13 protein-coding genes are annotated in these 14,894 nt (G+C 52.1%); 8 read left to right on the forward strand and 5 right to left on the reverse strand.

All coding sequences use genetic code 11. The features are described 5' to 3' along the window. Positions 1 to 71 precede the first annotated feature (71 nt). Positions 72 to 686: a YitT family protein gene (locus FHT67_RS09565; RefSeq protein WP_208403205.1), complete on the forward strand. Its 615-nt coding sequence runs from the start codon at positions 72 to 74 to the stop codon at positions 684 to 686. Positions 687 to 769: 83 nt separating this feature from the next. Here FHT67_RS09565 and FHT67_RS09570 read toward each other — a convergent pair whose 3' ends face one another. Genes FHT67_RS09570 through FHT67_RS09580 form a run of 3 tightly spaced genes read right to left on the reverse strand, consistent with a single transcriptional unit; the run spans position 770 to position 3,202 of the window. Continuing rightward, positions 770 to 1,429, reverse strand: a complete 660-nt coding sequence (locus tag FHT67_RS09570; protein ID WP_132306173.1) for a TetR/AcrR family transcriptional regulator — start codon at positions 1,427 to 1,429, stop codon at positions 770 to 772. Between the two features lie 55 nt (positions 1,430 to 1,484). After that, positions 1,485 to 2,504, reverse strand: coding sequence for an ABC transporter permease (locus FHT67_RS09575; protein WP_167197647.1), 1,020 nt, complete (start codon positions 2,502 to 2,504; stop codon positions 1,485 to 1,487). Then, complete coding sequence (locus tag FHT67_RS09580; RefSeq protein ID WP_167198400.1) at positions 2,501 to 3,202, reverse strand: ABC transporter ATP-binding protein; 702 nt, start codon at positions 3,200 to 3,202, stop codon at positions 2,501 to 2,503. The genes FHT67_RS09575 and FHT67_RS09580 overlap by 4 nt, the downstream gene beginning before the upstream one ends. A 402-nt stretch (positions 3,203 to 3,604) precedes the next feature. Between FHT67_RS09580 and FHT67_RS09585 the strand changes: the two genes are divergently transcribed. Then, the gene (locus FHT67_RS09585) at positions 3,605 to 6,622 is read left to right on the forward strand and encodes an efflux RND transporter permease subunit (protein WP_167197650.1); all 3,018 of its coding nucleotides are present in this window, start codon (positions 3,605 to 3,607) and stop codon (positions 6,620 to 6,622) included. 250 nt (positions 6,623 to 6,872) lie between these two features. On the opposite strand, the gene FHT67_RS09590 is transcribed toward FHT67_RS09585, so the two are convergent. After that, positions 6,873 to 7,523: a DUF1054 domain-containing protein gene (locus FHT67_RS09590; protein WP_167197653.1), complete on the reverse strand. Its 651-nt coding sequence runs from the start codon at positions 7,521 to 7,523 to the stop codon at positions 6,873 to 6,875. A gap of 401 nt (positions 7,524 to 7,924) precedes the next feature. Between FHT67_RS09590 and FHT67_RS09595 the strand changes: the two genes are divergently transcribed. From FHT67_RS09595 to gndA, 3 genes are all read left to right on the forward strand, one after another. Then, entirely contained in the window at positions 7,925 to 9,643 is a 1,719-nt protein-coding gene (locus FHT67_RS09595; protein ID WP_167197656.1) for a proline--tRNA ligase, read from the forward strand. Between the two features lie 184 nt (positions 9,644 to 9,827). Beyond that, a complete protein-coding gene (locus FHT67_RS09600) occupies positions 9,828 to 10,424 on the forward strand; it encodes a hypothetical protein (RefSeq protein ID WP_132306163.1) in 597 nt (198 codons plus the stop codon). A 269-nt stretch (positions 10,425 to 10,693) separates the two neighbouring features. Beyond that, entirely contained in the window at positions 10,694 to 12,106 is a 1,413-nt protein-coding gene (gene gndA, locus FHT67_RS09605) for an NADP-dependent phosphogluconate dehydrogenase (RefSeq protein ID WP_132306161.1), read from the forward strand. Positions 12,107 to 12,116: 10 nt separating this feature from the next. On the opposite strand, the gene FHT67_RS09610 is transcribed toward gndA, so the two are convergent. Beyond that, on the reverse strand, positions 12,117 to 12,413 hold the full coding sequence (locus FHT67_RS09610) for a hypothetical protein (protein WP_132306159.1): 297 nt from the start codon (positions 12,411 to 12,413) through the stop codon (positions 12,117 to 12,119). A 146-nt stretch (positions 12,414 to 12,559) separates the two neighbouring features. On the opposite strand from FHT67_RS09610, the gene FHT67_RS09615 reads away from it, so the two are divergent. Genes FHT67_RS09615 through FHT67_RS09625 form a run of 3 tightly spaced genes read left to right on the forward strand, consistent with a single transcriptional unit; the run spans position 12,560 to position 14,868 of the window. Continuing rightward, positions 12,560 to 13,075 carry a shikimate kinase gene (locus FHT67_RS09615; protein WP_132306157.1) on the forward strand — a complete coding sequence of 172 codons (516 nt, stop codon included), beginning with the start codon at positions 12,560 to 12,562 and terminating at the stop codon, positions 13,073 to 13,075. 35 nt (positions 13,076 to 13,110) lie between these two features. Then, positions 13,111 to 14,403, forward strand: a complete 1,293-nt coding sequence (aroA, locus tag FHT67_RS09620) for a 3-phosphoshikimate 1-carboxyvinyltransferase (RefSeq protein ID WP_167197659.1) — start codon at positions 13,111 to 13,113, stop codon at positions 14,401 to 14,403. Positions 14,404 to 14,433: 30 nt separating this feature from the next. Next, positions 14,434 to 14,868, forward strand: a complete 435-nt coding sequence (locus FHT67_RS09625) for a CoA-binding protein (protein WP_132306153.1) — start codon at positions 14,434 to 14,436, stop codon at positions 14,866 to 14,868. Positions 14,869 to 14,894 lie beyond the last annotated feature (26 nt).

Genomic DNA, 14,894 nt, shown 5'->3' on the forward strand with positions numbered 1-14,894 from the left:
TTTTTTCCAGAGAATGGCATGTACCAAGCCTGCATATAAATGAGGTAGAGCAAAAAGAGGTGAAAGGAAGAATGGGGATACTGTCTTGGCGCAGGTGGGCGGCCATCATATTGGGGAGCCTGCTGATATCGGTCGGGATTAATTTTTTTCTTGTACCATTGATGATTTTGGATGGTGGACTTATTGGGATCGCTCTCATCGTCAATTATCTGCTTCACATGCAAGTAGGGCTGACCATGCTGATATGCAGTATCCCGATTTTTGCCCTGGTCTGGTTTCAAAACCGGAGTATGATCTACCAGAGCCTGAACGGCCTGCTGTTATCCAGCTACGTCATCGATTTGCTCAGCCCTTACCGCTTCCATTTTCTCTATTACATTGAATGGACACCTTTTACGCGCGCGGTGCTTGGCGGCTTTTGCATCGGGACAGGCCTTGGAATCATGCTTAGGAACGGTACATCCACCGGAGGGACGGACCTGCTGGCCCATTTTTTGTCCCGTTATATTCCGCTAAACGTTGGGGTGATTATTTTTTTAACCGATTTTTTGATCATCGGGACGGGGGCTCTTCTTCTGCCCGAGGATACGTTTGTGCTATCCCTCATCACGGTTGCGGCAGGGGGAGTGGCGACAAGCCTTTGCACGTGGAATTTGCCGCATAATCATCAGTTCAAGCATCATTAAAAAAGCCGAAGTCATCGCGGGAAGCCGCTCTCTTGGAAGAGGGGAGTTTCCTGCCATGCCTTCGGCTTTTTCATTCTATTCCTTTACGGAGTTAACCCTTTCATGATAAAAGCGATCGTCGCTTCGCGTTCCTGCTCGTCATTCCAGCTGCTGCCTTCCCGTTTGCCGTATAACGTCCGGACCGCGGCATAACCGATAAGGGAGGAGACGGTAAGTCTGATTATCGTGTAAGGGGACCAGTCCACAAGACTTCCTTCTTCCTGGAACCTGCGGATATTCGGCGTGACCTTCTCGAATACCTTCGCGAGAATCAGCTTCTCGAATTGCTCCTGCAGCTCGGGATGAAACGGAATCTCTTGGATAAAAATTTTCAGCACGTTTAAATGCTTCTCAAGAAACGCCAGCCGGTTCTCGAGAATCGCGCGCAGCATCTGGTCGTAGCTGTCGTATTTGCCGTCCAGCACTTTATAAAATTCCCTCATGACAAACGGCGCGACAAGCTTTGCCATCACCGGTGCCACGATGGAGACGAGCAATTCTTTTTTTGTTTTGTAATGCCGGAAAATCGTGCCTTCCGCAACCCCTGCACGTTGCGCGATTTCGCTCGTGGACGAAGCGGCAAAGCCTTTCTCCGCGAATATCTCGGAAGCAGCCCTGACGATTTTCAGCTGCTTATCGGTCATCGATTTCTCGTCGCCAAGCTTATTCAGCTCATCCAGCCATTCTTCAATCGGCTCGCTCATGCCAGACACTCCCTTTTTGCCCATTCCCGTCATTATAGCAGAAAAAGAAGGAATCCTACATGCGGCGGTGCTTCTTCAACGCCATTACGTTCAAAAGCGCGAACAGGACCGACAAGCCGGCCAGCACGTAAATGTCCAGCTGGATATCGGCAAGGCCGTCCCCGCGGATCATAATCCCCCGCATGGCATCCGCTCCGTAGTAGAGCGGCATGATGAAGCTGAGCTTTTGCAATGCCGGATTCATGGCATCGAGATTAAACAATCCGGAGAAGAATGCCTGAGGCACGATAATAATCGGAATGAACTGGATAATCTGAAATTCGCTGCTCGCAAACGAGGACAGCAGGGTGCCAAGCGTTAATGCGGTTAAGGACAGCAGCAGATTAATCAGCAGCATATGGACGATATGGCCGGCCATCGACATGCCAAGCACCTGAACGGAGAACCAGGCGATCAGCGAAGCCTGGAGCAGCGTGAAGATGCCAAAACCAGCCAAGTAGCCCAATACAATCTCCGATCTGCGGATTGGGGTCGCCAGCAATCTTTCCAGCGTGCCGCTTGTTCGTTCGCGAAGGAAGGATACTCCCGCGAGCAGGAAGACAAAAAAGAAAGAAAAGAAGCCGATCAGCACGGGGCCAAATGAATCAAAGGAGGCCATATTTGGTCCCCCGTACAGATAGTGAACCGCTGGAGCAAGCTCCTGAACATTGCCCTGAAGCGCTTTTTGCATGATTAACTGCGTACTGCGGCTTACCGACGGATCGCTGCCTTCCAGCGTAATATCCGGTTTGCCGTCTTTGATCTGCACATAAGCGTCCAGCTCTCCGCTATGAAGGGCTTTATCTGCTGCTTCGACGGTATCGTAGACGGTAATGCTGGCATTCTGTTCCTCCAGCTTTTCAGCGAATGCGGCTGAGGGACCGGTTAATCCTATCTCCGGCGATACGGTTCTTCCGTCGAATACAAGCTTCGTTAAGCTAAGAATGAGCAGAGGGGCGAGGAACAGCAAGGCCAACGTCCTTTTGTCCCGGACGAATTGCCGGATAATGCGCACAACCAGCGCTCGTATTCTCATGCTTGCTCCTCCTTCCGGCTGCCAAGGGCGATAAACGCTTCTTCAATCGTGTGGACACCGGCATGCCTGATAATGGCTTCGGGCGTATCGAGCGCGATTAATTTCCCGTCCCGGATCAGGGCCAGCCGGTCGCATTTCTCGGCTTCGTCCATGACGTGAGTAGTGACGATAATCGTTACGCCTTGCTGCGTCAAGGCACGCAGCTCATTCCAGATAGCTTGCCGGAGAACGGGATCGATGCCAACCGTCGGCTCGTCAAGCACAAGCAGCTGAGGCTCGTGCAACAGAGCAATAGCAAGCGATAAACGGCGCTTCATGCCGCCGGAATAAGCGTTTGCCGGTTTATCCAGATGGTCGGTCAAATTTACCAACGCGGCAGCGGACTGGATACGGGAAGCAAGCGCTTTGCCGGACAGCCCGTAGAGGGAGCCGTAAAAGGCCATGTTTTCCTTGCCGGTCAGCTCCTGATAGAGGGCATCGGACTGTGCCATATAACCGAAGGTCTGCAGCATCTTGAGCTGAGGCATCGGTTCGCCGAACAATTCAACCTGACCGCCGTCTGCCCTGTCGATGCCTGTCACGAGCTTGATAAGCGTTGTTTTCCCGGAGCCTGAAGGACCAAGGAGTCCAAACAGTTCTCCGCGATTGACGTTAAGGGTAATGTCGTCCAATACCTTCCGATCCCCAAACCTCCTCATGATTCCGGAGAGGGCAATAGCAGGCTTTTCCGCTGATTTCGTCAATAGAAACACCTCTTTGAGTGGAGTGAGTGAATACTCACTTTCAGTATAAGTACGGTCGGATCAACTGTAAAGTGAGTACTTGCTCATTTTTGACTCCGCACTTGAATTAACAAGTTAGAGTCAGTCGAAAATACAATTCCAATTGACGATAAACCACCTCTAAACGCGGTCGATCATTTTGGGGAAGCTTCGATAGAGGTTATATCATACTGGACCTAAGTCGTAGACGCTCTCCGACCCGGGGCGAGAGTAAAATACCGTCTGGAGACGTTTTTACATTATTTTCAATGCAGGTATGCTTAGAAATGTCAAAAACACAAAAAAGAGAATTCCGAATAGGGAGAAGGAGTAGTTGTAATGAACAAGTTAACCGAATGGTCGTTCCGCAACAAGGCGGCCGTTATCCTGATCGTCGTTATGGCATTGACGGTTGGGGTCATCAGTTATTTGAAGCTGCCGATGGAGTTCCTGCCGGAAGCGGATAACCCGCAAGTCATGGTGACCGTAATCGGGCCTGGCATGGACGCCAAATCGATGGAGCAGCAAGTGACCAATCCGCTCGAAGAAGCGGTCATGTTCACGAAAGGCAAAACCGATATGTTCTCGACCTCGGGGAACGGTTACGCCCAGGTTAACGTTAATTTCGATTCCAATACGAATATGAAGGAAGCAAAAGCCGAAATCGAACGTTCGGTTGATCAAGTTCAGCTTCCGCAAGGCGTCATGAAGCCTTTTGTCGTCCAGTTTAATACGTCGATGATTCCGATCTCCTGGATCGTTGTTACCTTTGACGAAGGTCTTAGCGAGCAGGAGAAGGACGCGAAGCTCAAGCTGGTCAACACGGAATTGCAAAAGTCCGAAGGAGCGGGTCAGATCAGCGTAAACGGCAAGTCTACGCCATCGATCCACATTACTCCCGATACCGGTAAGCTTGCGCAAAAGGGACTTCCGGTTCAATCCCTTCTTGGCGTGCTCCAAGGACGCGGCGTTTCCGCTTCGATCGGCGAGCGCAATGTAGACGGCGCTGCCGGCAACATTAATGTATATGACGAAGTAACAAGCCTCGATACGCTTCGCAATCTTCCGGTTGCGCCTGGCGTGAAGCTGTCCGATGTCGCAAAGGTGGAGCAGGCGAAAGAGCAGGAGAGCATCAGCCGGATGAACGGCAAGGACGCGATTTTGTTCACGGTATCGAAGTCGGCGAATGCCAATGCCGTATCAACGGGCAAAAACGTGGAGAAGACGGTCGAGCGTCTGAACAAGGATGTAAAAGGCGTGGAAGCGGTTGTTCTGCTCAGCACGGCCGAATCGGTAACCCACTCGGTAAACAGCATGCTTCGCGAGGTGCTGATGGGTGCTTTGTTTGCAACCATTATCATTCTGCTCTTCATGCGCAACCTCCGCGCAACGGTCGTTACGATCGTATCGATTCCGTTGTCGCTTGGCATCACGCTGTACTTGCTCGATTTGTCCGGCGTCACTCTTAATATCATAACGCTTGGCGGTGTGGCCGTAGCGGTTGGGCGTCTCGTGGACGACAGCATCGTAGTAATCGAGAACATCTACCGCAGGCTGCAAAAGGAGCCGTTCTCGGTTACCGTCATTACCGATGCAACCAAGGAAGTCGCAACGGCGATTACCTCTTCGACACTGGTTACCGTAGCGGTATTCCTGCCGATGGGTCTGCTCCGCGGCTCCCTGCAGGCCTTCCTGCTGCCGTTTGCGCTGACCGTAGCTTATTCGCTTTTGTCCTCGCTGCTGGTTGCCTTAACGGTCGTGCCGCTGCTTAGCGCGATTCTGCTCCGCGGCACAAAGGAAAAGCCGCATAAGGGCTCGGATAAATTCGCATCGTTTATAGGCTGGAATCTAAAGCACAAATGGGTGACGCTTCTTATCGCCTTGCTGCTATTCGTAGGCTCCATCGGGTCTTACGCGATGATGCCGAAAGGCGCGCTTGATTCCTCCAGTGCGGAGAACCTGAACATTTCCCTGCAGTATCCGAGCGATACGCCGTCGGATAAGGTTGAGCAGGGCGGTACGCAGCTGGAGAGTTTCCTGAAGGACAGTAAAAGCGTGGAATGGGTAATTATGCAGCTAGGCAACAGCTCCGAGAATGCGCAATACGGTTCGGTGTCCTCGCCAACGCTGGTTACGTATATGGTGGATCTGAAGAAAGGCGTAGACGCCGAAGTATTCATGGATGAAGTGAAGAAGCAAAAAACGAACTTCAGCGATGCCGAGCTGTCCGTCAACGCGACCGATCTGATGATGGGCGGAGGAGGTTCCCAGGTCTTCATTGACGTGACGGGCGATGATCCGGAAAAACTGACGCAAACCGCGGATCAATTGATTGCCGCAATCAAGCCGGTTAAAGGCGTGCTCAAAGTTCAAAGCAACCAGGAAGAGAAAAAGCCGGTGTATACCTTCCAAGTGAACCCGGAAAAAGCAAAAGGCCAGGAAGTTTCGATGCAGCTGCAAAGCATTCTGAATCCGGTACCGGTAGGCAGCATCAAGGTAGACGGACGCGACACCTCTGTCGTTGTGCAGCCGGTTGTTAACCCGGATACCGAAGCGGCGCTTAAGGATCTAACCATTGCAACGGAATCCGGCGCGGTTCCGGTATCAAGCGTGGCGAAGCTGGTCCGTACGGAAGAACCAAGCTTGTATTACCACAAAGAAGGCAAGGTCTATGTACGGATTACCGCTGAAGCCGATCCCGAGAAGCTTTCGGTCGTTGGCAAGGATATTCAGAAGGCCGCGGATAAGCTCAAGCTTCCGGATGGCGTCGAACTGAAGGTTGGCGGCGCATCGGCAGACCAGGCAAGCGATTTCGCAGACATTGGCATGACCGCTCTTATATCGATTGGCATCGTGTACTTGATTATGGTGCTGACGTTCAAAACGCTGCGCGCTCCGCTCGCCATTATGTTCTCGCTGCCGCTTGCGGCGATTGGCGCAGTCGTAGGACTCTTGATCTCTGGCGTTACGCCTGACTTTACGGCAATGTTCGGCGCGTTGATGCTGATAGGCATCGTGGTGACGAACGCAATCGTTCTCATCGACAGAGTGAAGCAAAACGAAGAAACGATGTCGATCCGCGACGCGCTGGTTGAAGCGGCGACAACCCGGATGCGTCCGATCATCATGACGGCCGTTGCAACGATCTGCGCTATGCTTCCTCTCGTATTCGGGGCAAGCGAATCGGGCAGTATCGTATCGCAGAGCTTGGCGATCGTCGTGATCGGCGGTCTGGCGGCGGCAACGCTTCTGACGCTGATCGTTGTTCCTTGCATGTACGAATTGTTGTTCTTCCGCGCTTCCCGCAAGCAGCGCCGTGCCAAAGCGCAGGCCGCCAAAGCGGTTACAGCAGTATAATCTATAAAATCAAAAAAGCTGTGCGGAGTTCATTCCGCACAGCTTTTTCTTCTTCCCCCAGCCTTTGTTTCGGTTTTTGCTTTTGTTGTTCAGGTTACGAGCAAACGAAGCATGAAATGATTCTGGAGAAACGTAGTGGTCGCTTTTGCTCGGGGATTCCAACCTTGTACAATCTAATCGAAGGAATCCACGAGCAATGGCGATCGGAAGAACATTTCATGCGCAGTGTGCAAATAGTAACCTGATCCTCTTAAACCGAAGCGGCCAAACGATACAAAGGCATCAACGTTTCATAGGTGTCCTGAGCCAGCTTGTACAGCGCATCCCCATCGCGCAGAAGCGGGTCTCCGGCGGGAAGATGGCGGCCGATCAGAAGCTCGGCTTTTTGCACGTCGCGAAGCCGGGTAAGGGCGTTGATCCAATCCTGCTTGCCCATCTCGCTTACGGCCTTGGACTCCTTCTTCATATGGTCAAGCGAAATCACGTAATCCGAAGGAACCGCTCCAATCACCTCATCCAGATGGTTCAGATAAACGGAAGCGATCTTGGACTTATCCGGCGCTTCGTAAATAAGGGCAAACCACAGGAACAGATGGTCGTCGAACAAGCCAAGCTGGAAATGCGGATGCGCTTTGTAGCCGCGTTTGTTGTTGCAGATGGCTAGCCAGGTATCCTTAGGCGGATTTACGGTCCGGCGGGCATGCCTCGCGATATGCAGGAACATTTCGTCGCCTGCCTGCACGGCAATATCGCCGGCAAGCCTTTCGCCCAGATAACGGAACTTCGGGCGAATCCGTTCCTCAATGGCAGCCATGCGCTGCTCCAAGCCATCGATCAGAAACGTGTCAAAATCCTTTTGTTCAAAGCCCGTAAAGGTGCCGGTTGTTGGTGTTATAGTCATCTATTTGATCTCTCCTCGCGATAAAAACCGATAATTAAGCTTGATTATAGCACGTTTGTTCCTATATGCGCATCTTGGACATCTTTACGCGGAAGAACACTTGTTGTAAATTTATCTAAATATTCCAACAGCTTTGATCAAGGTCGAGCTTAAGCGATTGTTCATTTCAGAGAGGAAGTCCACCGCTGCGAGGCTTCCATGAACGCTTAAGACTCATCCTGCCTTGTGAGCTGCAAAGGCTGCCGATTCATTTAAGTCTTTGCCGGGATGACAATCCCGTTATCTATTAGAGAGCCGGCAGCGCTGCTGCCCCGGTTAACAAAGGGTGGTACCACGAGCACATTCGTCCCTTGCGAATGTGCTCTTTTTGTTTTTCCATCAACCAGTAGGAGTGAGGATCGATGCGTCAAAGCCAACTGTTATTGCCAACCTTGCGCGAAGCGCCTTCCGAAGCGGAATCGGTCAGCCACCGGCTAATGCTGCGCGCGGGCTTGATCAGGCAGCTTGCTGCCGGAATTTATACGTATTTGCCAACGGGCCGCAGGGTGCTGCGCAAGCTCGAGGCGATTATTCGGGAGGAGATGGACCATGCCGGCTGCCAGGAAGTATTTATGCCCGCGATGCAGCCCGCCGATCTATGGCGGCAGTCCGGCCGTTACGAGAAATACGGTCCCGAGCTGATGCGGCTGAAGGACAGGCACGACCGCGAGTTCGCGCTTGGTCCAACCCATGAGGAAGTCATAACGGATCTGGTTCGCGGGGAAATAAACTCGTACCGGCAGCTGCCGGTTACGTTATATCAGATCCAGACCAAATTCCGGGATGAGAAGAGACCGCGTTACGGCTTGCTTCGCGGCAGGGAATTTATGATGAAGGATGCCTACTCCTTCGATGCAGACTGGGATGGCCTTCATGCAAGCTACCAAAGGATGTATGACGCCTATCACCGGATATTCTCCCGATGCGGGCTTCATTTCCGTCCGGTGGAAGCGGATGCGGGGACCATCGGCGGAGAAGGCGGCACCCACGAATTTATGGCGCTTGCGGATATCGGCGAAGATACGATCGCAGCCTGCGACCGCTGTCAGTACGCGGCTAATCTCGAGAAAGCCGGATACAGGATCCCTGAAGGGGATATCCGTAGTACAGGTGACTCTGCCGCATACCCTGAGCCGGCGAAAATCCATACTCCGAATGTCAGAAAAATCGATGAGCTTGTTCAAGCGCTGGGGGCCTCCGCGGATAAGATGCTGAAGACGCTGCTGTTCCTTGCGGACGGCAAGCCTGTTGCGGTAATCGTCCGAGGCGATCATGAAGTCAACGAGATCAAGCTTGCGGGCTTGCTGCAGGCGGATAAGCTGGAGCTTGCCGACCAAGAAACGACGGAGAGTCTGACTGGCGCAGCCATTGGCTTTGCCGGACCAATCGGATTAAGCGTTCCTGTTATCCTCGATTACTCCGCCGCGGCTATCGGTTCAGTCATTGCCGGCGCAAATGTAACAGATTACCACTGGAAAAATGTCCGTCCAGGCGTACATTTTGAGATTACGATGCTGGGGGACGTGCGAAATGCCGCAATCGGGGATGGTTGCCCGAATTGCGCGGAAGGGAAGCTCCGGATGTCCCGGGGGATTGAGGTTGGGCAGGTATTCAAGCTTGGGACCAAGTACAGCGAGGCCATGCAGGCTAATTATCTTGACGCTGCGGGATCGGAGAAGCCCGTCATTATGGGATGCTACGGAATCGGGATATCCCGCGTTATGTCCGCGGTAGTAGAACAGCATCACGATGAGCAGGGAATTCGCTGGCCGCTTGAGCTGGCGCCTTACCAGGTCCATGTCGTGCCTGTGTCCGCCAAGGACGGGCTGCAGATGGATATAGCCGGCAAACTGTACGGCGACCTTAAATCTGCCGGTTTCGAAGTGCTGCTGGACGACAGAGACGAGCGCCCTGGCGTGAAGTTCAAGGACTCCGATCTGATCGGCGTTCCGATCCGGATCGTTGTCGGAAGACAAGCGGCTGACGGAGTGGTCGAACTGAGGTACAGGAACAGAGGAGAAGCCCAGCTGGTATCAACCGAGGAAGCGTTGGCGCTTGTCAGGGGCTATTTCGGTTCATAATAAACGAGAATAGGCGGTTAGGCATACCGATTGGACGGCTTGACTGCCCTTTTTTCGATTTGGACGTCCAATCCTTTAAAATTAGTCAATAATCCAAGTTGCCAGATCATAAGATGGAGTATAAGATAGAAGTAAGAACAAATTGTCAGACTATTTCGTCAAATGCTTGAAAGGAGGGATTGCCGTGAATAAGAGCTACGAAGTCGAATATTGCAATTTGGAGCTGCGTTTTGACCGCCGGCAAATCCAGAACCTCATCCGTGATCTCATTCAGGAAGGGTACTCCTTGTATTGGAGCGAGACGGAGGGGCAGTTCCTCATTTCAATTCGAACAGGTCGTAAGCTCGTGAAGTTAAGGTTTCAGCGGATGAAGAACCGTTACAAGATCGTTGGGGATTACACCATTAAAGACGAGAAGCTGTCGGAGTTGCTTGAAAAGCTTATTAATGACACACGTGGACATGCGATAGTCAAGCGGATCAAAGATCGTCAGATCGTCATTGAGAACATCATGTTTGGTGAAATAATACGACTTGTGGAGGTGTCCGGAATGGAACATCGGATTATTTATCAAAAGAAGCCATTCGTAACTATAGAGGAAATGATTAAAGCTTTCCAATCCAAGCGTGCCGAGGAACGCGCGGCGGTGCTCCGTTATGAACTGGATTACGAGCTGACGGTGCTGTTCGACGCTCTCCAGGAGAACAACGAGGAGGTTATCGCCGAGTCGAAGGAAAAGCTGGCGCTGCTTCGTTCGGAGATGCTGCAGCTGGAGCTTTGAGATATCATTGATAGATTTTTTTCGGAAAACGAATCAACGGATGGTTCCTGGAGAATCATTTGATTGATTCGTTTTTTTGTGCGCGCCGGATTTCTCATATTCTGGTTAGCATTTCTTCGCAATATAAGGTAAACTTTCTAAAGCGGTCAGGAAAACTAATGGACGAATGCCGACAAATTCCGCGCAAATGGTTTTCATCTCCTTGCAAAAGGAGTAATATAAGACTATTGAAGACCACCATATTATAAAGAAAAGGATGGAAGAACCAAATGGCTAAACAGCAAATCGGCGTTATCGGCCTCGCAGTTATGGGTAAAAACCTTGCCCTGAACATTGAGAGCAGAGGTTTCACGGTATCGGTGTACAACCGTTCCCGTGAGAAAACAGATGAATTGATCAAAGAATCCGCAGGCAAAAACCTTGTTCCTGCATACACAATTGAAGAGTTCGTGCAATCGCTCGAATCTCCTCGCAAAATTCTGATCATGGTACAAGCCGGCGCAGGTACTGACGCAACCATCGACGCTCTTGTTCCGCATCTGGACAAAGGCGACATTATCATCGACGGCGGCAACGCTTATTTCCCAGACACGGTTCGCCGCAGCAAAGCTCTTGAAGAGCAAGGCATCCGCTTCATCGGTACCGGCGTATCCGGCGGCGAAGAAGGCGCCCTGAAAGGTCCTTCGATCATGCCGGGCGGCCAAGAATCGGCATACAAGCTGGTTGAGCCTATCCTTACAGCTATCTCGGCAAAAGTCGGCGACGACGCTTGCTGCACATATATCGGTCCGGACGGTGCGGGCCACTATGTAAAAATGGTTCACAACGGCATTGAGTACGGCGACATGCAGCTCATCTGCGAAGCTTACGACCTGCTGAAAAACACGCTGGACCTTAACGCTGAAGAGCTTCACAGCATCTTCACGGAGTGGAACAAAGGCGAGCTCGACTCCTACCTGATCGAGATTACGGCCGACATCTTCTCCAAATACGACCCAGAGACTGGCAAGCCTATGGTTGACGTTATCCTTGACTCCGCCGGCCAAAAAGGTACCGGCAAATGGACAAGCCAAAGCTCCCTCGACCTTGGCGTGCCGCTGTCGATCATCACGGAATCCGTATTTACCCGCTTCCTGTCCGCTATGAAAGACGAGCGCATCGCAGCTAGCAAAGTACTGAACGGTCCTGAGAAAAAACCTTTCGAAGGCGACAAAGTAGCATTCATCGAATCCGTCCGCAAAGCGCTCTTCGCTTCGAAAATCTGCTCGTACGCACAAGGCTTCGCGCAAATGCGCGCAGCATCCGAAGAATACGACTGGAACCTTCGCTATGGCGACATCGCTAAGATCTTCCGCGCAGGCTGCATCATCCGCGCGCGCTTCCTGCAAAACATCATGGACGCTTATGACCGCGATCCTAACCTGAGCAACCTGCTTCTTGACCCTTACTTCCAAGGTGTCGTTGATTCGTACCAAGGCGCATGGCGCGAAGTGGTTGGCACAGCCGTAGCTAACGGCGTACCGGTGCCTGCATTCGCAAGCGCTTTGTCGTACTTCGACAGCTACCGTTCAGAGCGTCTGCCTGCTAACCTCTTGCAAGCGCAACGCGACTACTTCGGTGCGCATACCTTCAAACGTCTGGACAAAGAAGGCACGTTCCATTTCAACTGGATGAATTCCTAATCCGGTTTGATTATTTTAGCCCGTATGAAGCTTCGATGAGGCAATTCCGCAGGCGGGTAGCCTCCTGCTCGGAGTAATGCTTGCGGCGGATCAGCAGCATGGAAGCTTCGGCGAAATAATGAAAGTTTTTCAATAAGCGTGGCTGCGAAAGGTCCCTGAGTGCAGGGTCCCCGTCAGCCACCTTTTTTTTAATATATTCAAGCATCCAGACGACGTCCTCGCGGCAAAGCGGGTGATCGGGACTCAGTATTCGGTCGATTCTTTCGCTGGTCAGGCGGCTGTCGGGCAAATGCGATTCATTGGTCATGCCTTTTCACTCCTATTTATGAAATATGCATCATTATCATCCATACGGCATATGCAACTTTTTTATACCCTATTCCAGATAAAAAATGATATGATGTTGTGGAAAAGCATGCATGTAGGGGAAAAGAAGATAGGGGAGTTCTTGCATTGAAGCAACGCACAAGCAAAATTGTATTGGTAGGCTTTATGGGAACGGGCAAATCCACCGTCAGCCGTTTGCTTGCAGAGCAGCTTGGCTGGTCCCGTTATGATTCGGATGAAGTGATCGTGGAGCGCGAAGGGACGATCTCGAAGCTGTTCGAGACCCTCGGCGAAGCAGGCTTCCGCGATATCGAAAGCAACGTGCTCGCATCGCTATTGGAAGCGGAGGAAAGCGCCGTTATAGCGACCGGCGGCGGCTGCGTGCTGATGGAGCGGAACCGGGAAGCCATGCTGAAGCACGGCTTCGTAGTCGCGCTTACGGCAGACGCGGAGCATATTATCGACCGGGTGAAGTCCGATACGGCCCGTCCGCTGCTGCAGGGCGACATTGCAGCTAACGTTCACCGGATTATGGAGCAGCGTAAGAACGCTTACGATTTTGCGCATCTCCGTTTGGATACAACGTCATTAACGCCGCAGGAAGCGGCCGAAATGATATTGAAGGCATGGCAGGAGAAATAACGAACGACTCTAATAAAAAGGAGAATTGCTGCATAATGGACGTAATTGTTACACCTACTCCAACACTCCAAGGGGAAATTCAAGCGCTTTCCTCAAAAAACTATACGACTCGCTACCTGCTTGTCGCTGCGCTTGCGGATGGGACAAGCACGATCTACTATCCGGCCCACAGCGAAGACAGCGACGCGATGCGCCGTTGCATCCGCGATTTGGGCGCGATCGTGGAAGAGGACGACGAGAAAATCGTCATTACGGGCTTTGGCAAAAATCCGAAGGCCGTGGATCAACTGGATGTAGGCAATGCCGGCGCGGTTCTGCGTTTCCTGATGGCTATTGCCTCGCTGTGCCCGGATGTTACTTTCATTAACCGCTATCCGGATTCCTTGGGCAAACGCCCGCATAACGATCTGATCGAGGCGCTGGGCCAAATGGGCGTAAAGATTGAACATAACGAAGGCAAGCTGCCGATCCGCATCCAAGGCGGAGCGCCAAAAGGCGGCAAAATCCAGGTGTCCGGCAATGTCAGCTCGCAATTTTTGAGCGCGCTTTTGTTCCTTACACCGCTTCTCCCGGAAGACAGCGAGATCGAAGTGCTGCATGATCTGAAATCGAAGGTTGTTGTGGGTCAGACGCTTGAAGTGCTTGAGCAGGCAGGCATCGTGATCCATGCAAGCGAAGATCTCATGCACTATCGCGTACCTGGCAACCAGAAATACGAAGCAAAGAAATACGTCGTTCAAGGCGATTACCCGGGTTCGGCGGCGATTCTTGCCGCGGCTGCGGTAACGAATTCGGACGTCATCGTTCACCGTCTGGCCGAGAACAGCAAGCAAGGCGAACGCGCGGTTGTTGACGTGCTTCGCATGATGGAAGTACCTCTTACGCACGAGAACGGCATCGTTCATGTTAAAGGCAACGGCAAGCTGAAGGCTGTCGAGTTCGACGGCGATAAAGCAACCGATGCGGTGCTCGCGATGGTTGCCGCGGCAGTCTTTGCCGAAGGAACTTCCCGCTTCTACGACGTTGAGAATCTTCGTTACAAAGAATGCGACCGTATTACGGACTATCTGAACGAGCTGCGCAAAGCCGGCGCAAACGTAGAAGAACGCCAAGCCGAGATTATCGTGCACGGACGTCCGGAAGGCGTAGAAGGCGGCGTGGAAATCAATGCCCATTATGACCATCGCGTGATTATGGCGCTTACCGTCGTTGGTCTGCGCGCCAAAAATCCGATCCGGATTCGCGACGCTCACCATGTTGCCAAGTCCTATCCGATTTATTTCGATCATTTGAAAGCGTTAGGCGCTAACGTAGAATGGGTAGAATAAAGGAAAAAGGATGAAAGCGAGGCGCTGATTATGGCATTTGAAAATCCGACCCGAGAAGAAATCAAGGGCATTCTGCAAGCGAGCAACACCATTGCCGTTGTCGGATTGTCCGACAAGCCGGACCGCGTATCTTACATGGTATCGGAGGCGCTGCAAAAGAAGGGCTACCGCATCATTCCGGTAAATCCCGCTGCCGAGAACATTCTGGGCGAGAAGAGCTACGCTTCCCTCAAGGATATTCCGGAGCCGGTGGATATCGTGAACGTCTTCCGCCGCCCGGAGCATACGCCTCCAATTGCGGAAGAAGCGGTTGCCATCGGAGCCAAGACCCTTTGGCTGCAGCTTGGCATCGCGAATGACGAAACGGCGAGAATTGCTTCCGAAGGCGGACTTCAGGTCATTATGGACCGCTGCATCAAGGTGGAGGACTCGATTCTTCTGCCGCATGGGAAGCAGACAACCTAAACAATGCCTTTTAAGCTATACCTTAC

Origin of the sequence: Paenibacillus sp. BK720, from assembly GCF_011761545.1 — a bacterium.
GTDB lineage: Bacteria > Bacillota > Bacilli > Paenibacillales > Paenibacillaceae > Pristimantibacillus.

What these genes read in the sequence shown, in the direction of transcription:
- FHT67_RS09565 (WP_208403205.1), top strand. Translation starts at nt 72, where the DNA reads ATGGGGATACTGTCTTGGCGCAGGTGGGCGGCCATCATATTGGGGAGC.
- FHT67_RS09570 (WP_132306173.1), bottom strand. Translation starts at nt 1,429, where the DNA reads ATGAGCGAGCCGATTGAAGAATGGCTGGATGAGCTGAATAAGCTTGGC.
- FHT67_RS09575 (WP_167197647.1), bottom strand. Translation starts at nt 2,504, where the DNA reads ATGAGAATACGAGCGCTGGTTGTGCGCATTATCCGGCAATTCGTCCGG.
- FHT67_RS09580 (WP_167198400.1), bottom strand. Translation starts at nt 3,202, where the DNA reads ATGAGGAGGTTTGGGGATCGGAAGGTATTGGACGACATTACCCTTAAC.
- FHT67_RS09585 (WP_167197650.1), top strand. Translation starts at nt 3,605, where the DNA reads ATGAACAAGTTAACCGAATGGTCGTTCCGCAACAAGGCGGCCGTTATC.
- FHT67_RS09590 (WP_167197653.1), bottom strand. Translation starts at nt 7,523, where the DNA reads ATGACTATAACACCAACAACCGGCACCTTTACGGGCTTTGAACAAAAG.
- FHT67_RS09595 (WP_167197656.1), top strand. Translation starts at nt 7,925, where the DNA reads ATGCGTCAAAGCCAACTGTTATTGCCAACCTTGCGCGAAGCGCCTTCC.
- gndA (WP_132306161.1), top strand. Translation starts at nt 10,694, where the DNA reads ATGGCTAAACAGCAAATCGGCGTTATCGGCCTCGCAGTTATGGGTAAA.
- FHT67_RS09610 (WP_132306159.1), bottom strand. Translation starts at nt 12,413, where the DNA reads ATGACCAATGAATCGCATTTGCCCGACAGCCGCCTGACCAGCGAAAGA.
- aroA (WP_167197659.1), top strand. Translation starts at nt 13,111, where the DNA reads ATGGACGTAATTGTTACACCTACTCCAACACTCCAAGGGGAAATTCAA.
- FHT67_RS09625 (WP_132306153.1), top strand. Translation starts at nt 14,434, where the DNA reads ATGGCATTTGAAAATCCGACCCGAGAAGAAATCAAGGGCATTCTGCAA.